Consider the following 25,273-nt stretch of genomic DNA (forward strand, 5'->3'; position numbering starts at 1 on the left):
CGTCCGCCCCATCGCGGCCAATCCTCTCGCGAACCGAAAGTCGCGCTTTCCCGTGCGATAGCGACGCTGACGTGGCGATCCGGCCGCGTCATCCCCATCTTCCGTCCATGACCCGATACGCCCTCCTCGATCTCGTCCCCGTCACCGAAGGCGGCTCCGTCGCGCAATCGCTGGCCAACGCCGCCGATCTTGCCGCCCATGCCGAGGCGCTCGGATTCCACCGTTACTGGGTGGCGGAGCATCACGGCATGACCGGCATCGCCTCGGCCGCCACCGCGGTGGTGATTGCCCACGTCGGCCACGCCACGAAGAACATCCGCGTCGGCGCGGGCGGGATCATGTTGCCCAATGCGGCGCCACTCCAGATCGCCGAGCAATTCGGCACGCTTGATGCGCTGTTCCCCGGCCGCATCGACCTGGGCCTCGGTCGCGCGCCGGGCTCGGACCAGCGGGTCGCGCATGCGCTGCGTCGCAACCTGTCGAGCGACGCCAACGACTTCCCGCGCGATGTCGTGGAATTGCAGAGCTATTTCGCGGACGACGGCCGCACCGGCATCACCGCCACGCCCGGCGCGGGGGCAAAGCCGGATATGTGGATCCTCGGCTCCAGCCTGTTCGGGGCGCAACTCGCCGCGATGCTCGGCCTGCCCTATGCCTTCGCCTCGCATTTCGCGCCCGACCTGCTCGATCAGGCGCTGGCGACCTATCGCCGCGACTTCCGGCCCTCGCCCACGCTCGCGCGGCCGTATGCGATGGCCGGGTTCAACGTCTTCGCCGCCGACACGCGCGAGGAGGCGGAATTGCTCGCCAGTTCGCAGCAGCAGCAGTTCGTCGGGCTGCGCACCGGCAATCCCGGTCGCATGAAGCCGCCAGTTTCCGGTTACCGCGCGTCGCTTCCGCCGCAGCATGCCGCAATTCTCGACCATGCGCTGTCCGCCAGCGCGGTCGGCACCCGCGACGATGTGGCGCGGGGTATCGCCGCCTTCGTCGCGCGAACGCAGGTGGACGAGGTGATGCTGACCAGCGCAGTGTACGATCATCAGGCGCGTCGCCACTCGATCGCGCTCGCCGCCGAGGCGATGCAGGGGATGAAGCTGGCGGCATAAGGTCGCCACGCCACCGGAGTCATGACCTTTCTGGCGAGGTGCTGCGACTCGCATATTGCCCTCCCCGTTCCGCCCCGCTAACCGCACGCGATGGCGGACATCGGCATCATCATGGGCTCCACTTCCGATTGGGAAACGATGCGGCACGCGAGCGAGACGCTCGACGCGCTGGGCGTTGCTTACGAGACGAAGGTGGTGTCCGCGCACCGCACCCCGCAACGCCTGTACGATTACGCCACGAGCGCGGCCGAACGCGGGCTGAAAGTCGTGATCGCAGGGGCGGGCGGTGCGGCGCATTTGCCCGGCATGGCGGCGTCGATGACGCATTTGCCGGTATTGGGCGTGCCGGTGGAATCCAAGGCGTTGAAGGGCATGGATAGCCTGTTGTCGATCGTGCAGATGCCCGGCGGGGTGCCGGTGGGCACGCTGGCGATCGGCAAGGCGGGTGCGATCAATGCCGCCCTGCTCGCGACCTCGATCCTGGCGCTGTCGGACGCTGCGCTGTCGCAACGCCTGCAGGCATGGCGCGCCGGGCAAACCGACGCCGTGGCGATCGACCCGGCATGAGCGAGATCGTCCCGCCCGGCAGCACGATCGGCATCCTCGGCGGGGGGCAGCTCGGCCGGATGATCGCCAGCGCCGCCGCCGACCTCGGTTATCGCACCCACGTTCTCGCCCCCGACCGCGAAAGCGTCGCCGCGCAGACCGCTTCCTCGCTGACGCGCGCCGATTACCACAACAAGGTCGTGCTGGCCGATTTCGCCGCGCAGTGCGACGTCGTGACTTACGAATTCGAGAATATCGCCGCCGGCCCCGTGAAGTGGCTGGCGGAGCGCGTGTCCGTCCACCCCTCCCCCCTCAGTCTGGAGGTCGCGCAGGACCGCGTTCGCGAGAAGACGTTCGTGGAGGAGGTCGGCGGCCGCCCCGCGCGCTGGCAGGCGGTGAACACCCGTGAGGAACTGGACGACGCGATCGCGGCGATCGGTTGTCCCGCGGTGCTGAAGACGACCCGCTTCGGCTATGACGGCAAGGGGCAGATGCGCCTTGCCTCGCCCACCGATGCAGACACCGCCTGGGAGGCGATCGGCGGCCCTGCGATCCTGGAGGCGTTCGTCACCTTCTCGCACGAATTCTCGATCCTGCTGGTGCGCGGGCGCGATGGCACGATCACCAGCTACCCGCCGCCGTGGAACGAGCATCGCGACGCGATCCTCCACCGCTCGACGCTGCCCGCCCCTGCCCCGATCGCCGCGCAATGGACCGAGGCGGCGGCGCTGACCGGCCGGATCGCCGATGCGCTGGGCCATGTCGGGGTGCTGACCTGCGAGTTCTTCGCGGGCGCCGACGGCCCGGTCTTCAACGAAATGGCCCCGCGCGTCCACAATTCCGGGCATTGGACGATCGAGGGCGCGTCAACCTCGCAGTTCGCCAACCATGTCCGCGCGATTTGCGGCCTGCCGCTCGGCGATACCGCGCTGACCGCGCGCGGCGTGGAGATGGAGAATCTAATCGGCAGCGATTGGGAACGTTGGCCCGATTACGTCGCCGCCGCGGACACCTACCTCCACCTCTACGGCAAGCGCGAGACGCGCCCGGGCCGCAAGATGGGGCACGTCACCCGGCTGGCGCGCTAGCGGGATCGGCATCCAGCGCCTCACCGGTGCCGGACTGCCCCCCCCAATGACGATGATCAATCCGTGCGGGCGAACCGCGCTCCCACGATCATGAAGACTTGCTCGCGCCACCCGTCATTGCGCGCGTACCGGTGCACTCCGGCGTTCCGCACGACACCCTGGGTTGCGTCGCCAAGCTCGCAACGTCGGCCCTTGCAGGGAAACCGGCTAAACGTCGCCCGGCCGTAGAAGGGGAAGCGTCAACGCAGTCCGCTATTGCGAACATCAGAGCGCCGGGACGCGGCCCCGGCGGACTTCGCCCTTTGGCCTCCGACGCTGCGTCATGGCGCGATCGCGTACCGGACGAACACCTGCGCACGCGTTTCGATTGGCCGCGGCTTGGCATCGAGCTCGATCGGTGGTGGCGGTGGCGGAGGGGGTGGTGGCGGCGGAGCCTCGCCGAATTGCACCCGCTGGCCCCCGCCAAAGCCGGGCTGGTCGCGTACTTCCATCAGCGGCCCGAGTTGCACGCCGGCGTTGCGCGCCAGCATCGTCGCGCGCTGGCGCGCATCCTCCATCGCGGAAAGGCCGGCGCGCGCCTGCGCTGCCTCGGGGCTCGACAGGACGAATCCTTCGAGCCGTGCGTCGCTGGCCCCCAGTCGCGCGGCCAGGCCGATCGCGGTCGCGGCCTTGCCCACGTTGCGCGTCCGCACGTTGGTCTGCATCGTCGCGATATAGCCGACGATCGTACAATCGCCGGTGCTGACCCGCGGCTGGCTGTTGTAGCCCTGCCCGTCGGCGCACGTGCCGCTCCGCGCTCCGACGACGGTGACGTTGCCGGTCGTCAGCTCGCTTTCGCGTCCCAGCAGCCCGGCGAGCCCGCCGGCCACCGCCTTCTGCCGCGCAGCCAGCTGGCGCGTCGCCGCGTCCGGATCGGCACCTTCGCCGCGCAGGTAGACGACCATCATGGCAACGTCCGGCGGCGTCTGCACCACGCCGCTTCCGGTCACCTGAATGGTTCGCCCTGCGGGCTCTTGCGCCAGCGCCGGGATGGCTGCCAGCAGCGCCGCCGTCGCGATGAATCCGCGCATGTCATTCCCCCACTCGTCACTATCGCTACCCTGGCGGAGGTCGATGACGCGATCGTGTCACGCTGGGCTGCCGCTCACACCCGCAACGTGTCGTACACCACCACCTTGCGCCACAACTTTTCGCATTCGGCGACGAACGCCTTGTGGATGGGGTGATCCTGGTACGCCTTCTGGTCGGCCACCGTGTCGAAGAACATCAGCTCGGACACCTGATAGCTACCGTCGACCACGTCGCGCGCCTCCGTATCGGCGGGCACGCCGATGTGCAGCGCGCGGACCGCCGGAATTGCCGCCAGCGTGCGCAACCCCGCGATCAGCCGCTCGCGGTCGGATGTCGAGCCCGCTTCGTTCAGCCAGAAGAACACATGGTGCAGCACCTTGGCGGGAACGACCGTCGCCGCCTGCGCCTCGCCTGGCAGCACTGCCGCCGCCATCCCGGCACCGCCCGCTGCCATCATCGCCATCATCTCCCTGCGTCCCGCGTCCATGCCTTCGCTCTCCCTGACCGGCGGCGTTCGCCGGTGCCCTCAGGGATTAACCTTGTCCGGCCGTAACTTGCCAGCGCCAAATACACGGACGGCGCGGGAGGATCGCTCCCCCCGCGCCGCCCGCCACATCCCGCGTACCCCGATCAGGCGGTGCGCGTACCGGTCAACGGGAAGCTGCCGAACGCGCCCGCGCCGACGTTGCCGTTCACCGTGTCGCCATCGACGGTGGCGGTGATGTCCAGCGTCATCGGCATCGGCACCGTCATCTGCTGCTTCCACGCCAGCGTGTTGCCATCGACCGTACCGTTCACGTCCGATGCGCCCATCGCGCCCGATGCCTGCCCGGTGAAGGTGTCACCGGACTGCGTGACCGTCAGCGTCAGCTTCTGGTCGCCCAGCGGCGACTTCACCGTGCAATCGTAGGTGCCATCCACTCCGGCCATTGTTTTCGCTCCTTATTTCACGACAGTTGCCGGAGGCGTTCCGGCCACCGCGGCAGCGGGCATGACCTCGACCGGCAGCCCCAGCGTGTCAAGCTGCGGCTTCACCTTCGCAGCCTCGCCTACCACCACCCAGACGAAGCGCGCCGGATCGATCGCCGCCTTCGTTGCCGCGGTCACCTGCGGCAGCGTCAGTGCGCGGTACTTTTGCGTGATCGTCGCATAATAATCGTCCGGCCGTGCGAACAGGTCGTTCGTCTGCATCGCCGCCAGCACATTGTCCGACGTTTCGAAGTCGCCCGACAGCGACCGCGTGCCGGAGTTGATCGCCCTTGCGAACTCGTCCTGCGTCATCGGCTTCGCCGCCAGATATTGCGAGATGTCGCTGCGCAGCGCCGCCAGCGCGGGGCCGGTCTGGTCGGCCTGCACCGGCGCGGACAGCACGTACGGCGCGCCCATCGCCTTGCGGCTGAAATTGCCGCTGACGCCGTAGGACCAGTGCTTGTCCTCGCGAAGGTCCATGTTCAGCCGCCCCAGGAAGCTGCCGCCCAGCGCGTCGTTGCCGACCTCGACCGGCAGCAGGTCGTCCGTGCCCTTCAAGCCGGTCTGCACGCCCGCGGCGATGATCGACTGCGGGCTGTTGGGGCGATCGATCAACACGATCCGCGGCGTCACCGACGCGGTCGCGGCCGGGAACGCCTTGGTGCCGGCCGCACCGGTCGGCTTCCAGTCGCCGAACCGCGCTTCCATGACCTGACGGATTTCGGCCAGCGGACGATCCGACACGACGAAGATCTTCGCCTTGTCCGGCCGCAGCCACGCTTGCTGGAACGCGATCAGATCGGCGCGGGTCAGCGACGCGACCGCCGCCGCGTCACCCGAACCCTGCGCCTTGGCATAAGGCGAGCCGGGCGACACCAGCCGTGGCAGCACGCGCTGCACCAGCCCCTGCGGGCTGGTCAGTTCCTGCGCGATGCCGGTCAGCTGCTGCGTCTTGACGCGGCCCAGCTCGCTTTCGGGGAAGGACGGTGCGCGTGCGATGTCCGCCCACAGGTCGGCGCCCGCCGCGAGATTGGCACTCGGCACGCGTAACGACAGCGTGGTGCGGTCCGCGCTGCTGCCGCTGCCGATCGACGCGCCCAGCCGCTCGCGCGCCTCGGCGATGCGGATCGAATCCAGCTTGGCCGTGCCCTCGTCCATCATGCTGAGCGTCAGCTGCTGCGTGCCGAGCTTGTCGGCAACGTCCGCCGCCACGCCCGCATCGAAGCTGAGCACCGCCTGCGTAATGGGCACGACGGCGCGCTGGGCGTAGATCAGTTCGATGCCGTTCGACAGCCGCGACCGCTCCACCTTCGGGAACGACAGGCCGGCCACCTCGCCGACCGCGGGGATCGCGCCGCGCGTTCCCTTGGCGGGTGGCTCGGGTGCCTCGACGACCTTGGCCGGCGGCACCGCCTTGGATTCGGCATAAGCGTCGCGGTCGCCGTTGACGATCTGGATCTGGTACGACGGCCGGGTCAGCCATGTGCCGACCGCCGCCTTCACCGTCGCGGGGGTCTGCGCGGCCAGCGCCGCCAGCTGCTTTTTATAGAAGCCGGGATCGTTGGAATAGAGCGCGCCCTCCGCCAATGCGGTCGCCTTGCCGCCGAAACCGCCGACCGCTTCCAGCCCGCCGATCCGGTTGGCCACCGTGCTGGTGACGTAGCGGTTGACCTCGTCCGCAGTCGGGCCGTTCTTCAGGAACTCGGCGACCAGCTGGTCGATCCGCGTCGACACCGCCGCGGGATCGACGCCGGGGCGAACGATCGCGGTGATCTGGAACGTGCCGACCTGCGCGAACGATTCATAATCCGCCGACGCCTGCACCGCCAGCTTCTCACCCTTCACCAGCACGTTGTCGAAGCGCGAGCTGGCGAGGCCACCCAGCGCGCCGGCAGCGACCTGAAGCGCGGCCGCATCCTTGTCGTTCAGCCCCGGAACCGCCCATTCCTTCATGATGAGCGTCGCGGCGACGCGGTCCTTCATCACCTCGCTGGCGCGACCAGGCAGCGACGAGGGCACCGGCGCGGGCGGCGCGACGCTCTTCGGCCCCGCCGCGATCGCGCCGAAATGCTTCTCCACGAGCGGCCGGGCGCTGGCGACGTCGACGTCCCCGGCCAGCACCAGCACCGCATTGTTCGGGCCGTAATGGCTCTTGAACCAGTTCTTGACGTCAGCCACGCTGGCGGCGTCCAGATCGGCCATCGATCCGATCGTGGAATGGCCATAAGGATGGCCGGCGGGGAACAGTCCTTCGATCGCCTTGTACTGAAGCAGGCCATAAGGCTGATTGTCGCCCTGCCGCTTCTCGTTCTGTACCACGCCGCGCTGCTCATCCAGCACCGCCTGCGTGATCGCGCCGGTCAGATACCCCATCCGATCCGATTCGAGAAACAGCGCGCGGTCCAGCGCTGCGGTCGGCACCGTCTCGAAATAGTTGGTGCGGTCGAAATAGGTCGTGCCGTTGAAATCGGTCGCGCCGACCTGTTGCAGCGGCTCGAAGAAGTCGCCGGGCGCGTTTTCGCTGCCGTTGAACATCAGATGCTCGAACAGGTGCGCGAAGCCGGTCTTGCCCTTCGGCTCATGCTTGGAACCGACGTCGTACCACACGCTTACGGCGACGATCGGTGCCTTGCGATCGGTGTGAACGATGACGCGCAGACCGTTCTTCAACGTGAATTGCTCGTACGGAATGTCGACCGCCTTCACGAGGGCGGACACCGGCGCGGGCGCGGGCGCGCCTTGCGCGAGGACCGGGGAGGAGAGAACCGCCAGCGCCGTGCCGGCTGCCAGAAACGCGCGATAGGCCAAAAGTGAAGCTCCCCACGACAAAGTGTCTGGCGAAACCATAGCGCGCCTGTGCGGGGCCGCAAGCGGCGCGCGACAAGCCATCGGCAACGTTGGGAAACAAAGCTATTGACTGCCCCGGCAACCGTTGCCATGGCAACCGAATGAGCTTCTACCATCGCGATACCTACACGCCGGACCGATCGGTCGGTTACCTCGTGAAGGTATGCAACCAGCTGGGCGTGACGGTGCTCGACCGCGCCTTTGCGGCGGAGGGGCTGAACACCTCGCAATGGTCGGCGCTGATGTCGATCCACCACGGGACGGAGCCGACCTGCGCCTCGCTGGCGCGCGACATGGCGCACGACAAGGGCGCGATGACGCGGATGATGGACACGCTGGAGGCCAAGGGCTGGGTCGAGCGGACGCGCAGCGCCGACGACCGCCGCGTCGTGCACCTGTCGCTCACCGACGAAGGTCGTGCGGTGACGGCGCGATGCCGCGATCTGGTCATCGATTACTGGAACCGCTGCCTTGCCGACTGGCCGGCTGCCGAGGTGAAGCAGTTCGTGGCGCAATTGCAGAAGCTGCGCCGCACGCTGGAGGAGATCGCGACATGCGCGTGAGTACGCCCCCGCCTCCCGGCGCGACCTCGCCGGCCATCCCGGCACCGCGATGCGGGCTGGCGCGCTGCCGCGCCGGGCTGGCGACGGCGGTGGCGCTGCTGTTCGCCGGCTGCGCGGTGCCGGACGCCCGTCCGGCGATCACGGCGGCGACGCCGGAGCGGCTGGCGCTTGCTGGTCCCTCGGTGCGACTGGCGCCCGACTGGTGGCGCGCGATCGGCGATCCGCAACTCGACCGGCTGGTCGCCGACGCGCTGGCGGGCAATCCGTCGCTCGACATCGCCGCCGCACGGGTTCGCCAGGCGCAGGCGGTGCTGGAGCGGCAGGATGCCGACCGCCGGCCCAACGTCGACGTCGATGCGCAGGTGCAGGGATCGCGGCTGTCGGGCAATTACACGATCCCGCCGCCCTATGCCGGCACCGTGCGCGCGCTGGGCACGGCGCAGGCCGGACTGTCGTGGAACCTCGACCTGTTCGGACGACAGAAAGCCGCGATCGAGGCGGCGGCAGCGCAGGCGCGTGCCGCCGGCTATGACGTTGCCGCGGCGCGGCTGATGCTCGCCGGGTCGGTCGTGCAAAGCTATGTGGAGGTCGCGCGGGCCGAACGCCGCGCCGCGATCGCCGCGCGCACCATCGCGGCGCGCGAAGGCTCGCTGTCGCTGGTGCAGACGCGGGAGCGCAATCGCCTCGCCAGCCGGATCGACACCAGCGCCGCCACGACGTTGCTGGCGCAGGCGCGACTGGCGCTGGTTCAAGCGCAGGCGGCGCGCGTACTCGCCACCAACGCGCTGGCGGCGCTCGCCGGGCGCGGCAGCGATTATGCCGCGGCGATCGGCCCTGCCCACCTTGCGCCGGACGCCGCTTTGCCGGTGCCGACGGCGCTGCCCGCCGACCTGCTCGCGCGCCGTGCCGATATCGCCGCCGCACAGGCGCGCGTGGTCGCGGCCGGTGCGGAGCGGCAAGTGGCGCGCCGTGCCTTCTACCCCAACGTCAACCTGTCGGCGCTGGTCGGCATGCAGGCGATCGGCTTCGGCAATTTCGTCGACCTCGACTCGGGCACCGCCGGCGGCGGAGCCGCCATCCACCTTCCGCTGTTCGACAGCGGGCGACGACGCGCCGATCTGGCGGGCGCTACCGCCGCGCTGGACGTCGCCACCGCGCAATATAACGACGCGGTCGTCACCGCCGCACGGCAGGCCGCCGACGCGATCGCGCAGGTTCGTGCGGCCGACGCGACCCAGGCGCGCCAGCGTGAGGTGACCGCCGGGTTCGCCGAGACCAACCGCCTGAACGCGATCCGGGTGCAGAGCGGTCTGAACAGTCGGCTCGACCTGGTCGACAACGACGTGCGGCTGCTCGACGCGGAGCTTGCCGACGCCAATCTCTCGATCGACGCGCTCGTGGCGCGCGCGCAACTCGCCACCGCGCTGGGTGGCGGCTTCGATCCCGTTCAGGACGCCCCCCGATGACCGACAATCCTGCCAGCACCCCGGCACCCGCGCCCACCGGAAAGCCGGTCGCGCGACGCCGCGCGTTCACGATCCTCGGCATCGTCGTGCTGATCGCGGCGATCGTCTGGGGCGTGTTCCATTTCCTGCTCAGCCCGCCGGAACAGGAAACCGACGACGCCTATGTCGCGGGTGACGTGGTGGCGATCACCGCCCGCGATCCCGGCACGGTCACTGCGCTGCACGCCGACAACACACAGGGCGTCACCGCCGGACAGCCGTTGATCGACCTCGACCCGACCACCGCCGACGTCAACGTCGCCGCGGCGGGAGCGGAGCTGGCGCGCGCGGTCCGCTCCACCCGCGCCGACTTCACCCGTGTCGGCCAGTCCGATGCCGGGATCGTGCAGGCGCAGGCCGAATTGTCGCGCGCGCAGGCCGATTATGCGCGCCGCCGCAGCGCCGCCGCGCAGGGCGCGGTGTCCGGCGAGGAACTCGACCACGCCGCCGATGCGGTAAAGGTCGCCAGCGCCACCCTGCGCCTCGCACGTGAACAGCGACGGCAGGCGCAGGCGACCGTGCAGGGCACCGACGTCGATACCAATCCGGCAGTGCTCGCCGCGATTGCCGCCTATCGCCGCGCCGCGATCACCCGCTCGCACATGCACGTTCGCGCGCCGATCGCGGGTGTGGTCGCACAACGCACGGTGCAGGTCGGGCAACAGGTGAACGCCGGCACGCCGTTGATGGCGATCGTCCCGCTCGACCGGCTGTGGGTCGACGCCAACTTCCGCGAAACGCAGCTGAAGGACGTGCGGATCGGCCAGCGCGTGACCCTGACCTCCGACATGTACGGCGGCGACGTGACCTATCACGGCCGCGTCGTCGGCCTGTCGGCGGGCAGCGGCAACGCCTTCGCGCTGCTTCCGCCGCAGAACGCCAGCGGCAACTGGATCAAGATCGTCCAGCGCGTGCCGGTGCGCATCGCGCTCGACCCGCGCGAGCTGCGCGCCAACCCGTTGCGCGTCGGCCTGTCGGTGCAGGCGACGATCGACACCGCCGACACGCGCGGGCCGCGGCTGGCGCAGGCCGCCGCCTCGCCCTACCGCGGCGGCACCATCACCGGCCGAGATCCGCAGGTGGAGGCCGCGATCCGTCGCATCGTGGCGGCCAACCGTTGAGCGCTCCGGCATGACCGTCACCCCTGTGGACGTCACCCGCATGACTATCCGCGGCATGACGGGCGGACGCCCGCATCATGGCTGACGCCCCGCCCGCCGGCCCCGCCCCGCTGACCGGCGCGCGGCTGGGCATCACCGCTTTCGCGCTGGCGCTGGGCACGTTCATGATGGTGCTCGACAGCACAATCGCCAACGTCTCGCTGCCGACGATCGCCGGCAATCTCGGCGTCTCCAGCGACAATTCGACCTGGGTGGTCACCGCCTTCGCCGTCGCCAACGGCGTCGCGGTGCCGTTGACCGGATGGCTGATGCGGCGCTTCGGCGTGGTGCGGGTGTTCTGCGTGTCGGTGATGCTGTTCACGCTTGCCTCGTTCCTGTGCGGCATCGCGTGGGATCTGCCCTCGCTCATCATCTTCCGCGTGATGCAGGGGGCGGTATCCGGCCCGATGATGCCGGGCAGCCAGGCGCTGCTGATCTCGATCTTCCCGGCGCACAAACGTTCCACCGCGCTGGGCATCTGGTCGATGACCACGCTGGTCGCGCCGATCATGGGGCCGATCCTGGGCGGCTACATCTCCGACAATTACCATTGGTCGTGGATCTTCCTCATCAACGTGCCCTTCGGCGTGCTGACCGCGTTCGTGTGCTGGACGCGGCTGCGCGACCGCGAAACGCCCACCGCACGGCTGCCGATCGATACCGTCGGGCTGGGGTTGCTGGTGCTGTGGGTAGGATCGCTGCAGGTCATGCTCGACCTCGGCAAGAACGCGGACTGGTTCAACGATCCGCTGATCGTCGCATTGACGGTGACCGCGATCGTCGGCTTCGTCGCCTGGGTGATCTGGGAGCTGACCGACGCCAATCCCACCGTCGATCTCACCTTGTTCGCGCGCCGCAACTTCTGGATCGGAAATCTCGCCTTTTCTTTGGGCTATGCGGTGTTCTTCGCCAACATCCTGATCCTGCCGCTGTGGTTGCAGACGCAGATGGGCTATACCGCTACTTGGGCCGGGCTGGTCGCCGCGCCCAGCGGGGTGGTGGCCGTGATCCTGACGCCGTTCGTCGCCCGTCTGTCCGGCAAGGTCGATGCGCGCATCCTCGCGACCGTCGCCTTCGCCGGCTTCGCGGTCAGTTACTGGATGCGGTCGGGCTTTACGACGCAGGCCAGCTTCACCGACCTGATGCTGCCGCTGCTGGTGCAGGGCGTGTCGATGGGCACGTTCTTCCTGGCGATGCTGACGATCTCGCTCGACGGCATCCCGCCGGAGCGGCTGCCGTCGGCCACCGGCATCTCGAACTTCGGTCGCATCGTGGCGGGCGGGTTCGCAGCATCGCTGATATCGACCGGCTGGGACCGGCGCGAGGCGCTGCACCAGTCGCGGCTTGCCGAGGCGATCGGCAGCGGGATGCCGTGGCAGATGGCGGCGGAGCAGATGGCGAATCTGGGCATGACGACGCAGCAGGCTGCGGCCGCCGTGACCCGCCAGATGGTCGGCCAGGCCTATCTGCTCGCATCGACCGACCTGTTCCGGTTGTCCGCATGGCTGGCGGCGGTGCTGATCGTGCCGATCTGGCTGTGCCGCCGCCCACGGCCGCAACAGGGGATGGTGGCGGCGGACTGAGGCCCTCTTTCGTCTCATCCGAAACGGGCGTAGTCCGTCGCCCATGACCGATTTTGCCGCCACCCGCGCCCTGTTCCACCTCCCGGAAGGCGTACTTTACCTCGATGGCAATTCGTTAGGGCCGCTGCCGCTCGCCGCCGAGGCGCGAGCGGCACGGGTGTTGCGGGCGGAATGGGGCGACCGGTTGATCCGCGCGTGGAACGATGCGCACTGGACGACGCTGCCGGCGCGCGTCGGCGACCGGATCGCGCGGCTGATCGGTGCGCCGCCGGGCACGGTCACCACCGGCGACACCCTGTCGATCAAGGTTTTTCAGGCACTCGCCGCCGCGCTCGCGCTGCGCCCCGATCGCCGGGTCGTCCTGTCCGACAGCGGCAATTTCCCGACCGATCTCTACATCGCCGACGCGCTGGTGCAGGCATTGGGCCGCGGGCTGGAGGTGAAGGTCGTCGCGCCGGAAGAAGTCGCCGCCGCGATCGACGACAGCGTCGCGGTCGTCATGCTGACGCAGGTCGATTACCGCACCGGGCGGCTGCACGACATGGCCGCGCTGACCGCGCGTGCGCATGCGAGCGGCGCGCTGGCGGTCTGGGATCTCGCGCATTCCGCGGGCGCGCTGCCGATCGACGTCACCGCCGCGCAGGCCGATTTCGCGATCGGCTGCACCTACAAATATCTGAACGGCGGTCCCGGCGCACCGGCCTTCATCCACGTCGCGCCTGCGCATGCCGACGTCGCGCAACCGATCCTTGCCGGCTGGTTCGGCCACGACGCGCCGTTCGCGTTCGAGCGCGACTATCGCCCGGCACCGGGGGTGGAGCGGATGCGCGTCGGCACCCCGCCGATCGTCGCATTGTCGATCCTCGACGCGGCGCTCGACGCTTGGGAGGAGGTGGACATGGCGGACCTGCGCGCCGCGTCGATCCGGCTGTCGGAACGCTTCATTCACGAGGTGGAGGCACGCTGCCCGCAGGTCACGCTCGCCTCGCCGCGCGATCCGCAGGCGCGTGGCAGTCAGGTCAGCTTCACCCACCCGCACGCCTATGCGGTGATGCAGGCGTTGATCGCGCGCGGCGTGATCGGCGATGTGCGTGCGCCCGACGTGCTGCGGTTCGGCTTTACGCCGCTATACCTGTCGGAGGATGAGGTGGTGCGCGCCGCGACGATCCTCGCCGAGATCCTCGATACCGGCGCATGGGACCGCGCCGATTACCACGCCCGCGCAAAGGTGACGTGATGGAACACCATGATGCCGAGCTGAACTTTGCCAAGCGCATGGGGTATGGCGATTACCTTGCGCTCGACCGCGTGCTGGATGCGCAGCACCCGCTGAGCGATGCGCATGACGAACTGCTGTTCATCATCCAGCACCAGACCAGCGAATTGTGGATGAAGCTGGCGGTGCACGAGCTGGAAAGCGCGCGTGACGCGGTCCTGTCCGGCGCATTGCCGCAGGCGTTCAAGCTGCTGGCGCGGGTGTCGCGCATTCTGGAGCAGCTGAACGGAGCATGGGACGTGCTGCGCACCATGACGCCCAGCGACTATACCACGTTTCGCGACGCACTGGGCAAGTCGTCCGGTTTCCAGTCATGGCAATATCGCGCGATCGAATATCTGTGCGGCAATCGCACCGCCGCGACGCTGGGGCCGCATCGCCATCGCCCGGCGACGCTCGCGCGGCTGGAAGCGATCCTTGCTGCGCCCAGCATCTACGATGCGGCGCTGATCCACCTGCACGCCGCCGGGTTGCTTGCCGATCCGGTGCGCGACTGGCGCACACCGCACGTGCAGGACGATGCGGTCACCGCCGCGTGGGCGACGATCTACCGCGATCCGGCGGCACATTGGCCGCTCTACGAACTCGCCGAGAAACTGGTCGACCTGGAGGATTATTTCCGCCGGTGGCGCTTCAACCACGTCACGACGGTCGAGCGCGTGATCGGGCTGAAACGCGGCACCGGCGGCACGGCCGGCGTCTCCTATCTGCGCCGGATGCTGGAGGTGGAGCTGTTCCCCGAATTGTGGGCGGTCCGCACGCAATTGTAGCGTCCGGCCGCTACCGCCCGATCGTCACAGCTGATACGGTCGCCCCCGAAAAGGGGACCGATCCGATGAAGACCTTGCTGCTCGCCTCGACGGCGTTGCTGTTCGCTGTGCCGGCCATGGCGCAGGCATCCGCCGCCATGACGACTTCCACCGCCCCGGCATCCGCCTCGTCATCGGCGGTTCCGCTCGGCCGGCTTTCCGATGCGGCGCGTCCGACCGGCTATCGGATCGATCTCACCGTCGATCCGGCGCAGCCGCGCTTCAGGGGCCATGCCGAAATCGATACACGGGTGGCGCGCGCCACGCGCTCGCTGTTCCTCCACGGCAACGACCTGACCGTCGCCCGCGTCGCCGCGCGGGTCGGCGCGCGCACGATCGCCGCACGTTATACGCAGGTCGATCCGTCGGGCGTCGTGCGCCTCGACTTCGACGGAGAGCTGCCCGCGGGTACCGTCACCCTCACCTTCGATTACGACGCGCCGTTCATGACCGGCGGCGAGGGGCTGTACCGCGTGAAGGTGGGCGAGGAATGGTACGCCTGGACGCAGTTCGAGCCGATCGATGCGCGCCGCATGTTCCCGTCGTTCGACGAACCCGGCTTCAAGACGCCGTTCACGCTGTCGATCACCGCGCCGAACGGACAGCGCGTGTTCGCCAACACGCCCGAGACCGGGCAGACGGCGGCGGGTAAGGGCATGACGTCCCACAAGTTCGCGCCGTCCAAGCCGCTGCCGACGTATCTGGTCGCCATCGCGGTCGGCGCGTTCGACGTCATGCCCGGTGACGCTCCGGCCAACGCCGTGCGCAAGGAAGCGCTGCCCTACCGCGTCATCGCCACCAAGGGGCAGGTCGCTCGCCTGAAGCTTGCGGCGAGCGAGGGGCCGAAGATCCTGGCGCTGCACGAGGATTATTTCGGCACGCGTTACCCGTACGAGAAGCTCGATCAGATCGCGTCGCCGGTCATGGGCGGCGCGATGGAGAATGCCGGGCTGGTTACCTATAACGACACGCTGCTGCTGCTGTCGCCGGACGCCCCCGCCTCGCAACGGCGCTCCTTCGGGATGGTCGTAGCGCACGAACTGGCGCACCAATGGTTCGGTGATCTGGTGACCCCGACGTGGTGGACCGACATCTGGCTGAACGAAAGCTTCGCCGAATGGGCCGGCAACCGCGTCGGCGAATTGTGGCAGCCCGGTCTGGGTACCGAGGTGGCGCAATTGGCCGAGGCGTTGTCGGCGATGGACACCGACAGCCAGTCGGTCGGTCGTCCGATCCGGCAGGAGATCACGCGCAACGACCAGATCGCCAGCGCCTTCGACTCGATCACCTATCAGAAGGGCGGTCAGATGCTGACGATGGTCGAGCGGTATCTCGGCCCCGATCGCTTCCGCGCCGGGGTACGTTACCACCTCGATCGCTTCCGCTATGGCAATGCCAATGCCGACGATTTCTTCGCCTCCATGGCCAAGGGGTCGGGTGATTCCGGCGTCGTGCCGATCTTCCGCAGCTTCGTCGAACAGACCGGCGTGCCGGTCATCTCGATCCGGGAGGACGGTGCCGGCTGGCGGATCGCGCAGCGTCGCTATCGCCCGATCGGCGTCGCCGCGGTCGCGCCGCAGACGTGGAACGTGCCGGTCTGCGCGCGGCAGGGCGAGGTGCGCAGCTGCACGCTGCTGACGGCAACGCAGGGCACGCTGGCACTGAAGGGTGCCGGCGCGGCGATCCCCAACGCCGACGGCGCGGGATACTGGCGCTACAGTCTGGACGATGCCGGCTGGCAGACGTTGATGGCGGGTGCGGCCGCGCTGCCCGCGCGTGAGGCGATGGCCGCCGCCGACAGCCTGTGGGCCGACTTCGCCGCCGGCGGCGCGGGCTTCGCGCGCGTCGTCGCGGGCGCGCGTTTCCTGGCGCAGCATCGCGAACGTTCGGCGACGCTGTTGCTGCCGTCCGCGATCGGCGGGGTGGAACGTCTCGGGCTGTCGTCGGCGGGGAACGCCGGACTGCGCAGGCTGGCGGCCGAATTGTCGTTGCCGCGGCTGACCGCACTGGGGGCGCTGACGCTAAGGTCTGGTGCCTATGCCACCGAAGAGAGCGGGCAGAGCCAGTTGCGCCAGTCGCTGGTTTCCTACGCCGCGTTCGTCGCGAAGGATGCGGCGATCCGTCGTCAGCTGGCCGATGCGGCGCAGGCGGCGATCGACGGCGACACGCGCGCGCTGGACACCGGCTATCGCACGATGGCGATGATCGTCGCGGTGCAGGATCACGGGGTGGCGTTCATGGATGCGCTGCGCACCGCGCTGATCGCCAGCAGCGATCCGCTGTTCCGCCAACAGGCGGTCTACGCATTGGGCAGCGCCGATGCCACGGCCACCGTGGCGCGCGCGCTGGTGCTGCGTGAAGACGCCGCATTGCAGTCGAGCGAGCGCAACTCGATCATGCGTGTGCTGACGGAATCGCCCGCCGGTCGCGACGCAGTGTTCGCACTGATGAGCCGCGATTTCGATCGGGTCGCGAACACGGTGCCGTCCTTCGGCCGTGCGCGCCTGCCGCTGCTGTTCGCCGGCTATTGCACCGCCGACAAGGCGGCGGCGGTGGACGCGCTGTTCCGGCCGAAGCTGGCGGTGCTGGGCGGCGGCGAGCTGGAGCTTGGCCAGACGCTCGACGGTATCCGCCAATGCGTGGCGCTGAAGGCGGCCAAGGGCGCGGAAATCGAAGCAGTGCTGGCCAAGTAACCGCACACGAAAACGGAGCCTGCCGCACGCCGCGACAGGCTCCGTCCATCGGCGGCGGGCACCGTGCCCGCCGCTCTTCGTCATCAGCCCTGCATGTCTTCCAGTTCGCGCCCTCGCGTCTCGTGCACCATCTTGCGCACGAAGAAGAACGAGATCGCCGCGAACACCGCATAGCCGGTGTAGGTCACCGCCAGCCCTGGCGAAACCGCCAGCGCCGGGAAGGTGACCGAGATCGCGGCATTGGCGATCCATTGCGCGAACCCCGCGACCGCCAGGCCCGAACCGCGGATCTGGTTCGGGAACATCTCGCCCAGCATCACCCACATCACCGGGCCCCAGCTGGCGTTGAAGAAGATCACGTACAGATTGGCCGCGACCAGCGCGACGATGCCGTTGTTGCCCGGCAGGCTGACCGCGCCGCCCGCGTCGGTCACCGCGGTCGAGAACGCCCAGGCGACCGTCGCCAGCGTCACCGCCATGCCCGCCGACCCGACCAGCAGCAGCGGCTTGCGCCCGATCCGGTCGACCGTGAAGATCGTGAACAGGCACGCGCCGATCGACAATGCGCCGGACAGGATGTTGGTCTGCAACGCCTGATCCTCGGTGAAGCCGACGGCCTCCCACAAGGTGGCACCATAATAGAAGACGACGTTGATGCCGACCAGCTGCTGGAACACCGCCAGCCCGATGCCCGCCCATACGATCGGGCGGATCTTGCCGCTGGTGCGGTCCTTCAGGTCGGACAGCTTCGGGCGATGCTGATCGCTGGCGAGGCTGCCGCGGATCTCGACCACCTTGCGATCCGCCTCCGCGCGGCCGAACAGGCGCGTCAACACCTGATGCGCATCCGCCTCGCGACCGCGCGCCACGAGGTAGCGCGGACTTTCGGGGATAACGGTCAGCGCGATCAGATAGATGGCTGCCGGCACCGCCTGCAACCAGAACATCCAGCGCCACGCGGTAAAGCCCATCCAGAAGTCCGCCGTCGATCCGCCGGCATAGCGCGCCAGTGCGAAGTTCGCGACGAACGCGCCGGTCAGGCCGCTGATGATCATCACCTGTTGCACGCTGGACAACCGGCCGCGGATCGCCGCCGGGGTCACTTCGGAAATGTAGACCGGCGAGATGACGCTGGCCGCGCCGACGCCCAGTCCGCCGATGATCCGCGCGATGATGAAGATCGCCGACGATCCCGCCGCACCGGCCAGCAACGCGCTGACCAGGAACAGCACCGCCGACGCCATCATCACGCCGCGCCGCCCGATGCGATCGGCCAGCCGCCCCGCGCCGAATGCGCCGATCGACGACCCGATCAGGATCGCCCCGACGTTGACGCCGATCCCCAGCTTGCCGAGGTCGAACGCCGCTTCCAGCCCCTTCTGGGTGCCGTTGATGACTCCCGAATCATAGCCGAACATGAAGCCGCCGATCGTCGCCACCGCGACGATGGCGGCGATGAAGCCCATGTTCACGCGGCCCGCCGCGCCCGGATCGCCCGGTTCAACCGATATGCTTGCCATTCCTGCCCGCTCCCGTGTTTTTCGTTGTCTTTCCGCCTGATAACAGGCGCCCGTCACTTGTCCTCAGCGCCAGCCGGCGTCGACGAAATATTCGTGCCCGGTGCACATCCGCGCGTCGTCGGACGCCAGGAACAGCGCCAGCGCGGCGACGTCGGCCGGCTGGATCCGCGCATCCAGGCATTGCGCCGCCACGATCTCGGCCTCGCCCTCCGGTGTGTACCATTTCTCCTGTCGGGGGGTCTGCACGTTGCCGGGCACGATCGTGGTGACGCGGATGTTGTCGCGCCCCAGATCGCGCGCCATGCTGCGCGTCATGCCCTCGATCGCGGCTTTCGCGGTCTGGTACAGCACCAGATCGGGCAGCCCGAGATGCCAGCTGATCGAACCGAAATTGACGATCGCACCGCCACCGGCCTGCTTCAGATGCGGCACCGCCGCCTGTGCGGCGAAGAACAGATGGCGCAGGTTCACGGCCATCCGCTGGTCCCAATAGTCCGGCGTCACCTCGGCGATCGTATGGCGATCGTCGTTGGCGGCATTGTTGATGAGCACGTCCAGCCCGCCCATCGCGCCTGCCAGCGCATCGATCGTGCCCGGCACGCCAGCGATGTCGGTCAGGTCGCACCGGCGGAAGATCACGCGCTCGCCCAGCGTAGCGGCAAGAGCGTGCCCGGCCTCCTCGGCGACGTCGACGAACGCGACATGCGCGCCCTGGCGCGCGAACGCCTCGACCAGCCCGGCACCGATCCCGGTCGCCCCGCCGGTCACCAGCACGCGCTTGTTCTGCAGTGACGGATAGGTCGCGGCTGCGCTCACTTGGTCGTCTCCAGCAGGCCGCGCTGCGCCAGATTGCGGAACAGGGCACCGATCCCGTCCGTCCACGGCGCGGCATCCCTCGACGTCACGACGCGATTGACCAGCCGGCCGAGCCGCGCGCTTTCGATCGTCACCCGATCGCCGATCTTGTGGGTGAAACCGCGACCGGGATCGTCGCGGTCCTGCACCGGCGCGAACAACGTGCCCAGGAACAGCACGAAGCCGTCGGGATATTGATGCTCCGAGAGCGTCTGGCGCACGAGGTCGAGCGGGTCGCGACTGATTTCGCCCATGTTGCTGACACCGTCGAGGACGTAGCCGTCCTCGCCCAGAATGCTCAACCGCACCTCGGCGGTGCGCACGTCGTCGATCGTGAACGTCTCGTCGAACAGCCGCACCAGCGGCCCCAGCGAGCAGGATGCGTTATTGTCCTTGGCCTTGCCGAGCAGCAGCGCCGAGCGTCCTTCGAAATCGCGCAGGTTGACGTCGTTGCCCAACGTCGCGCCGATCGTCTCACCGCGGCTGGTCACGAGCAGCGCGACCTCCGGCTCGGGATTGTTCCACGTCGAATCGGAACGGATGCCGATCTCCGCATCGGGACCGACCGTCGCCAGCACCGGTGCCTTGGTGAACACCTCCGCGTCCGGGCCGATCGCGACCTCTAGATATTGCGACCAGAGCTCGTCCTCGATCAGCGCGCGCTTCAGCTCCGCGGCCTCGGGCGTGCCCGGCACCACCGACCGGATCGATCCGCCGACCCGGGCCTCCAGACGCTCGCGGATCGCCGCCGCAGCAGACCAGTCGCCCCGCGCACGTTCCTCGATGACGCGCTCGATCGCCGACACCGCGAAGGTGACGCCGCACGCCTTGACGCATTGCAGGTCGACCGGGCTCAGCAACTCCAGACCGGCGGCATCCAGCGCGCCCAGCGAACGCCCGCCCGTGCCGGACAGGTCGCCCGCCTCGACCAGCATCGACACAGTCGGCGCCACCGCCGACATGTCGAACGCCTCGCCCGCGATCACCAGCAACGGGATCGCGCCCGCCGGCGTCGCTGCCCGTCCGATGAAACGCCCCGACCGCCAGTCCTGCGGCAGGCCCGACGCCGTTGCGCCGACTTCCTGTGCCATCACCCTCTCCCCTTCACACATTACTTGATAGCGCTACCAACACCGCGCTTGCGCGACTGTCAAGCCGATGGTCGATTAGCGCGCCGGACCGCACCGCGCCAGCCGCGGACGCATCATCGGGGTGCTGGTCGTACAAACGACGATCTGCCGCCGCGATGAAGGCGGACGCCGCTATGTCCGCCTGTCCTGGTCCTGCCGTTTGTGTGCAAGTATCAATCGTCGCTGGCGTTTTTTCGACTTTGCTGCGCGGGCGCACTTCGTCGTGCCCCATCGCCGAGGGGGCGGCGCGACGGTCGCTTATCGTCGACGGCCCTTTGGGTTCGGCACGACGATGATCGGAACGAACCGGCCTAGATCGGCAGGCAACGCGATCGATTACAGCTGAGCGACCCGCTTCGCCGATACTGGCTGCGCCGGTCGCGCGGCGAAGGTGTCTGCACAATGGATCGCCTGCCGGTTCGGGCGGCCGATCAGGAAGCCCTGTACCTGCGGGATGCCCCAATCGCACAGCAACGCCAGCTGCGCCGGAGTTTCCACGCCCTCTGCGACGATGGGGATATCGAGGCTCGCACCCAATGCGGCGATGCTCCGCACGATCGACGCCGATGGCGTATGGTGGAGCATGGTCGCCACGAAGCTGCGATCGACCTTCAGCTTGTCGAAGCGGAAATCGCGCAGGTTGCCGAGCGAGGAATAGCCGGTGCCGAAATCGTCCATCACGATCCGCGCGCCCTGATTCTGCAACGTCCGCAGCACGGTCATCACCGGTTGCCGGCGATTGTCGAGCAGCGTGGCGCTTTCCGTCACCTCGAACTCCAGTCGCGTGGGCGTGATGCGGTGGTGCCGCGCGAGTGCCAGCAGTTCGTGGGCGAGCGCGGGTTGGCGGAACTGGATCGGTGACAGGTTCAGCGCCAGCGTCATATCGTCCGGCCAGCGGCTCGCCGCCGCCATCGCCTGATCGGCGACCCATAGCCCGATCACGTCGATCCGCCCGCTCGCCTCCGCAAGCGGGATGAAACGGTCGGGCGGGATATCCCCGAGTTCGGGATGCGCCCAGCGCAGCAGCGCCTCGTGGCCCACCACCTCCAGCGTTTCGGCATGGGCGATCGGTTGATAGACCAGATACAGTTCGCCGCGTTCCGCCGCCCCTTCGAGATCACGGGACAGCCGCCAGCGCAGCCGCACTTCCTCCTTGAACTGGTCGTCGAAGAAACGCGCGGTGTGCCGTCCCTCCGCCTTCGCGCGGTACATCGCCATGTCGGCCAGGTTGTACAATTCCTCGCCGGCCTGCTCGACGCCGGAAAGGGCCACGCCGATGCTCATCTGGACCGGCACCGTATCGCTCGACGTCGCTTCGCACGCGGCCATGATGCGCTGGACCAGGGCCTCCGCCGCTGCGGGCTGTTCGCCGCCGACCTGGATGATGGCGAATTCGTCGCCGCCCAATCGCGCCACCATGTCGCTCGCGCGTGCGCAGCCGCTCAACAATTGCGCCGCCGCGCGCAGCGCCTCGTCGCCACCGGCGTGGCCGAACCGGTCGTTGATCGACTTGAACTCGTCCAGGTCGATCGCGAACACCGCCACGCGCTCGGTGGTGCGGCGTGAACGCACCAGTTCATGCGCCAGCCGTTCCTCGAACAACAGGCGGTTCGGCAGGCCGGTCAGCACATCGTGGTGCGCCAGGAATTCGATACGCCGCTCGGCAAGCCGCCGCTGTTCCACCGCGGTGCGGTAATCGCCGATGCCACGCGCCAGATCGCCCAGTTCGTCGCGACGCGCCGCGCCCGGCACCAGCCCCCAGGCATCCTCGCCCCGGCTTAGCTGACGCACGCGTTCGGCCAGTGCGACGATCGGGGCGATCAACCGCCGCCGTAGCCACACCACGCACGCCAGCAACACCGCCAGCACCGTCACCGCACCCAGAAGAACGCGGCTCAATCCCTTCGAAAGATCCCGAAAGTTCTGTTTGAGCGTCGCGTCGATCCGGGCGATCAACGTACGCCGCAGGTCGGAGCGCGAAGATTCCAGATCACGCAGCGCCGCCAGGAACGCCGGCATCTTGGCACCGATCGCGGCGGGGGCATGTCGCGCATCGTAGAGCAACTGGACGCTCAGCAGCGCGAAGCGCGCCTCGGCCTCGCGACGAACCGCACCAAGCGCCTCGATATCCGCCGGTATCTCGGCTGCCGGAGCGACATGGGCGTTGCCCCGGTGGAAGCCGATGATCGCGACTGCGACGTTGCGCCACTGCGCGTCCGACACCGGCCGCCCCTGTTCGGCCAGCCGCGTCACCTCGCCCACGCCCAGTCGCAAGCGACGCTGGAGCTGATCCTGACGATCCTCCATCTGCAACAGCGTGGTCAGCCGTCCGACTGCTTCGTTGTGCGAATAGATGGCCTGCCCCATCATCACGCCGCCGACAAGCAGCATCAGCCCGAGCGCAAGGACGGCGCCAAAGGCAGCAGCGACTCGGGTAGAAATGGATGTCGGCAGCACACAACCTCCGCGGGCCATCCGCCTTACAAGCCAAAGCCTTACTGGTTTATGATCGAGGAGGTACTTTCGTCGGCGCGTGCGATCGCACACAATGGCCAATGCCTTGCGATATGTTGCTGTACGGCCGATTAACGACTTTCTACCGGCTGACGCGCTTGACTCCATGAACCCGCCGCCCAAAAGGTCGGGTAAACAAGGGACTTACGTTCGATGTTCATGCCGGATCCGATGATGGTCGCCGACGAGCCAGCACGGCAGGATGCGGTGGATCGTCTCGATTTTCGGTCGAAGCGGTGGAATGATCGGCTCCAGGGCGTCGTCGAACGCGCGGCAGAGCTCGCACGGACGCCGATCGGCGCCATCTCGATCATCGACCGCGCCCGACAATGGATGATCGCCAAATGCGGCGACGTGGACGGTGACGTGCCGCGCGCGCTGTCATTCTGTGCGTTGGCTATCCACCGTCCCGGCGAAGCGCTGGTCGTGCCCGACGCGCTGCGCGACCCGCGTTTCGCGAACAATCCGCTGGTGGCGAAAACACCGCCGATCCGCTTCTACGTCGGTATTCCGCTGGTCGATCGCGGCGGTTACCCGCTCGGCGCACTGTGCGTGATTGACCATGAGGCACGGGATAGCTTGCCGGACCTGTACGACCTGGCCGCGCTGGCGCGGGAAGCGGAACGGATTTTCGTCCAACCGAACTGATTCACGTTACGAGAGATCTGCGTCCGGGGTGCAAGTTTCCGGCTTGCGGGTCGCGTCGTCGACGGGCAGGCACGCCCGCAGCGACGGGAGGACGGGTGGCGCATCGAAAATGCATTCTGCTGGTGGAGGACACCGCCAGCCATCGAAAGCTCTACGCATCGTGGTTGAAGATCGGCGGTTACGAGGCCCATGTGCTGGCCGACGAACGCAACGCCCAGCGTGTCGCGGAGGAACTGAGTCCCGCGGCGATCATCGTCGATATCCGTCTGCCCAACATCAGCGGGCTGGACGTGATCGAAGGGTTGAAAAGGACGGAATTGACGCGGTCGATCCCGGTCATGGCGCTGACCGTGCTCGACAGTCTCGCCGATCAGGAAGCCTGTTTCGCCGCGGGTGCCGACGTCTTCGTGACCAAGCCGGATCGTATCGCGACCTTCCTGGACCGGATCGCCGCACTGCTACACTGACGGCCCGCGCCCTTGTCAGCGGCGCGGGCGGCGCAGGCGTGGCTCGCTGAACCCCAGTTCCATCAGATTGGCGACCAGCAGGTCGCGCTCCGCGCCCGATGGTGCCCCCATCACCACGACGATCACCCGCCGCGCCCCGCGCCGCGCCGATGCCGCCAGATTGAACCCGGCCTCGACGGTATAGCCGGTCTTCAACCCGTCCATCCCCTCGACCTTGCCCAGCAACTTGTTGTGGTTCTCGCGACGTCGCCCTTCCCACGTGATCGCACGCGTGCCGAACAGCCGGTAATGTTTCGCCTCGGCGCGGATCAGATGGCGGGCCAGCACGGCCATGTCGCGCGCGGTGGTGCGCCCGGCGCTCGGCGACAGTCCCGTGGCGTTGCCGAAGCGGGTCGCGGTCATGCCGATCGCCCGCGCACGCGCGTTCATCCGGGTCACGAAGGCCCGCTCGCTGCCGGCCAGATGATCGCCCAGCGCGACCGCGACATCGTTGGCGGAGATGACCGCCACCGCGCGCAGCGCCGCGTCGAGCCTGATCGAGCGTCCACGACGCAGTCCCAGCCGCGACGGTTGCTGCCGCTCCCCGGCCGCGGTCATGCGGATCATCGTCCGCGGCGTCAGCGTGCCGGCGTCCAGCGCCTCGAACGCCAGCAGCAGCGTCATCAGCTTCGCCAGCGAGGCCGGCGCGCGCGCGCGATCGGCATTGTCCTCGTCCAGCACCTGCCCGGTCGCGGCATCCAGAACGACCGCCGACACCGGGCCGCGCGGCGCGGCGGTGGCAGGGAAAGCGGCGGCAATGGCGGCAAGCAACAGCAGCCACATCGTGGCGATACGCGACACATTCGACATGACCGTACGACTAACCCGTCCCCCGTCCCGCGACAACGCCGGTGACCGCGTCGATCCTGCGCGGTTCACACCGC

The 25,273-nt window shown here is 68.4% G+C and carries 21 protein-coding genes; 12 read left to right on the forward strand and 9 right to left on the reverse strand.

The window, feature by feature from the left end; translation table 11 throughout:
• The first annotated feature begins 107 nt into the window (after positions 1-107).
• The 3 genes from ASE95_RS03345 (at position 108) to ASE95_RS03355 (ending at position 2,740) form a co-directional block, all read left to right on the forward strand.
• Positions 108-1,106, forward strand: a complete 999-nt coding sequence (locus ASE95_RS03345) for an LLM class flavin-dependent oxidoreductase (protein WP_056631403.1) — start codon at positions 108-110, stop codon at positions 1,104-1,106.
• Between the two features lie 90 nt (positions 1,107-1,196).
• Positions 1,197-1,673: a 5-(carboxyamino)imidazole ribonucleotide mutase gene (purE, locus tag ASE95_RS03350; RefSeq protein ID WP_056631407.1), complete on the forward strand. Its 477-nt coding sequence runs from the start codon at positions 1,197-1,199 to the stop codon at positions 1,671-1,673.
• The gene (locus ASE95_RS03355) at positions 1,670-2,740 is read left to right on the forward strand and encodes a 5-(carboxyamino)imidazole ribonucleotide synthase (RefSeq protein ID WP_056631410.1); all 1,071 of its coding nucleotides are present in this window, start codon (positions 1,670-1,672) and stop codon (positions 2,738-2,740) included. Before purE ends, ASE95_RS03355 begins: the two co-directional genes overlap by 4 nt.
• A 320-nt stretch (positions 2,741-3,060) precedes the next feature.
• Here ASE95_RS03355 and ASE95_RS03360 read toward each other — a convergent pair whose 3' ends face one another.
• From ASE95_RS03360 to ASE95_RS03375, 4 genes are all read right to left on the reverse strand, one after another.
• The gene (locus tag ASE95_RS03360) at positions 3,061-3,810 is read right to left on the reverse strand and encodes an SIMPL domain-containing protein (RefSeq protein ID WP_056631412.1); all 750 of its coding nucleotides are present in this window, start codon (positions 3,808-3,810) and stop codon (positions 3,061-3,063) included.
• Positions 3,811-3,884: 74 nt separating this feature from the next.
• The gene (locus ASE95_RS03365; RefSeq protein WP_235528163.1) at positions 3,885-4,298 is read right to left on the reverse strand and encodes a Dabb family protein; all 414 of its coding nucleotides are present in this window, start codon (positions 4,296-4,298) and stop codon (positions 3,885-3,887) included.
• A gap of 143 nt (positions 4,299-4,441) precedes the next feature.
• Positions 4,442-4,741 (reverse strand): hypothetical protein, encoded by a 300-nt coding sequence (locus tag ASE95_RS03370; protein WP_056631416.1) that lies wholly within the window; start codon positions 4,739-4,741, stop codon positions 4,442-4,444.
• A 12-nt stretch (positions 4,742-4,753) separates the two neighbouring features.
• Positions 4,754-7,627, reverse strand: coding sequence for a M16 family metallopeptidase (locus tag ASE95_RS03375; protein WP_082449486.1), 2,874 nt, complete (start codon positions 7,625-7,627; stop codon positions 4,754-4,756).
• A 101-nt stretch (positions 7,628-7,728) separates the two neighbouring features.
• On the opposite strand from ASE95_RS03375, the gene ASE95_RS03380 reads away from it, so the two are divergent.
• The 7 genes from ASE95_RS03380 to ASE95_RS03410 all read left to right on the forward strand — a co-directional run bounded on the left by ASE95_RS03380 (position 7,729) and on the right by ASE95_RS03410 (position 17,216).
• Entirely contained in the window at positions 7,729-8,190 is a 462-nt protein-coding gene (locus ASE95_RS03380; protein ID WP_056631422.1) for a MarR family winged helix-turn-helix transcriptional regulator, read from the forward strand.
• Positions 8,181-9,656, forward strand: coding sequence for an efflux transporter outer membrane subunit (locus ASE95_RS03385; RefSeq protein WP_082449488.1), 1,476 nt, complete (start codon positions 8,181-8,183; stop codon positions 9,654-9,656). The genes ASE95_RS03380 and ASE95_RS03385 overlap by 10 nt, the downstream gene beginning before the upstream one ends.
• Complete coding sequence (locus ASE95_RS03390; RefSeq protein WP_056631425.1) at positions 9,653-10,816, forward strand: efflux RND transporter periplasmic adaptor subunit; 1,164 nt, start codon at positions 9,653-9,655, stop codon at positions 10,814-10,816. The genes ASE95_RS03385 and ASE95_RS03390 overlap by 4 nt, the downstream gene beginning before the upstream one ends.
• Before the next feature lie 77 nt (positions 10,817-10,893).
• The gene (locus tag ASE95_RS03395; protein ID WP_056631428.1) at positions 10,894-12,438 is read left to right on the forward strand and encodes a DHA2 family efflux MFS transporter permease subunit; all 1,545 of its coding nucleotides are present in this window, start codon (positions 10,894-10,896) and stop codon (positions 12,436-12,438) included.
• 43 nt (positions 12,439-12,481) lie between these two features.
• Complete coding sequence (gene kynU, locus ASE95_RS03400; protein WP_056631432.1) at positions 12,482-13,675, forward strand: kynureninase; 1,194 nt, start codon at positions 12,482-12,484, stop codon at positions 13,673-13,675.
• Positions 13,675-14,484 carry a tryptophan 2,3-dioxygenase gene (gene kynA / locus ASE95_RS03405; protein ID WP_056631435.1) on the forward strand — a complete coding sequence of 270 codons (810 nt, stop codon included), beginning with the start codon at positions 13,675-13,677 and terminating at the stop codon, positions 14,482-14,484. The genes kynU and kynA overlap by 1 nt, the downstream gene beginning before the upstream one ends.
• Positions 14,485-14,549: 65 nt before the next feature.
• Positions 14,550-17,216, forward strand: coding sequence for a M1 family metallopeptidase (locus ASE95_RS03410; RefSeq protein ID WP_056631438.1), 2,667 nt, complete (start codon positions 14,550-14,552; stop codon positions 17,214-17,216).
• Positions 17,217-17,299: 83 nt separating this feature from the next.
• On the opposite strand, the gene ASE95_RS03415 is transcribed toward ASE95_RS03410, so the two are convergent.
• The 4 genes from ASE95_RS03415 to ASE95_RS03430 form a co-directional block, all read right to left on the reverse strand.
• The gene (locus tag ASE95_RS03415) at positions 17,300-18,736 is read right to left on the reverse strand and encodes a sugar porter family MFS transporter (RefSeq protein WP_056631441.1); all 1,437 of its coding nucleotides are present in this window, start codon (positions 18,734-18,736) and stop codon (positions 17,300-17,302) included.
• A 63-nt stretch (positions 18,737-18,799) separates the two neighbouring features.
• Complete coding sequence (locus tag ASE95_RS03420) at positions 18,800-19,552, reverse strand: SDR family NAD(P)-dependent oxidoreductase (RefSeq protein WP_056631444.1); 753 nt, start codon at positions 19,550-19,552, stop codon at positions 18,800-18,802.
• Positions 19,549-20,682 (reverse strand): fumarylacetoacetate hydrolase family protein, encoded by a 1,134-nt coding sequence (locus ASE95_RS03425; protein WP_056631447.1) that lies wholly within the window; start codon positions 20,680-20,682, stop codon positions 19,549-19,551. The genes ASE95_RS03420 and ASE95_RS03425 overlap by 4 nt, the downstream gene beginning before the upstream one ends.
• A 375-nt stretch (positions 20,683-21,057) precedes the next feature.
• Complete coding sequence (locus ASE95_RS03430; RefSeq protein ID WP_056631450.1) at positions 21,058-23,112, reverse strand: putative bifunctional diguanylate cyclase/phosphodiesterase; 2,055 nt, start codon at positions 23,110-23,112, stop codon at positions 21,058-21,060.
• 276 nt (positions 23,113-23,388) lie between these two features.
• Here ASE95_RS03430 and ASE95_RS03435 point away from each other — a divergent pair, with 276 nt between their 5' ends.
• Both ASE95_RS03435 and ASE95_RS03440 read left to right on the forward strand, forming a co-directional pair.
• A complete protein-coding gene (locus tag ASE95_RS03435) occupies positions 23,389-23,883 on the forward strand; it encodes a GAF domain-containing protein (RefSeq protein WP_156347864.1) in 495 nt (164 codons plus the stop codon).
• 95 nt (positions 23,884-23,978) lie between these two features.
• Positions 23,979-24,350 (forward strand): response regulator transcription factor, encoded by a 372-nt coding sequence (locus ASE95_RS03440; RefSeq protein WP_056631455.1) that lies wholly within the window; start codon positions 23,979-23,981, stop codon positions 24,348-24,350.
• Between the two features lie 15 nt (positions 24,351-24,365).
• Here ASE95_RS03440 and ASE95_RS03445 read toward each other — a convergent pair whose 3' ends face one another.
• Positions 24,366-25,199 carry a D-alanyl-D-alanine carboxypeptidase family protein gene (locus ASE95_RS03445; RefSeq protein ID WP_056631457.1) on the reverse strand — a complete coding sequence of 278 codons (834 nt, stop codon included), beginning with the start codon at positions 25,197-25,199 and terminating at the stop codon, positions 24,366-24,368.
• Positions 25,200-25,273 lie beyond the last annotated feature (74 nt).

Origin of the sequence: Sphingomonas sp. Leaf231 (genome assembly GCF_001421995.1) — a bacterium.
GTDB lineage: Bacteria > Pseudomonadota > Alphaproteobacteria > Sphingomonadales > Sphingomonadaceae > Sphingomonas.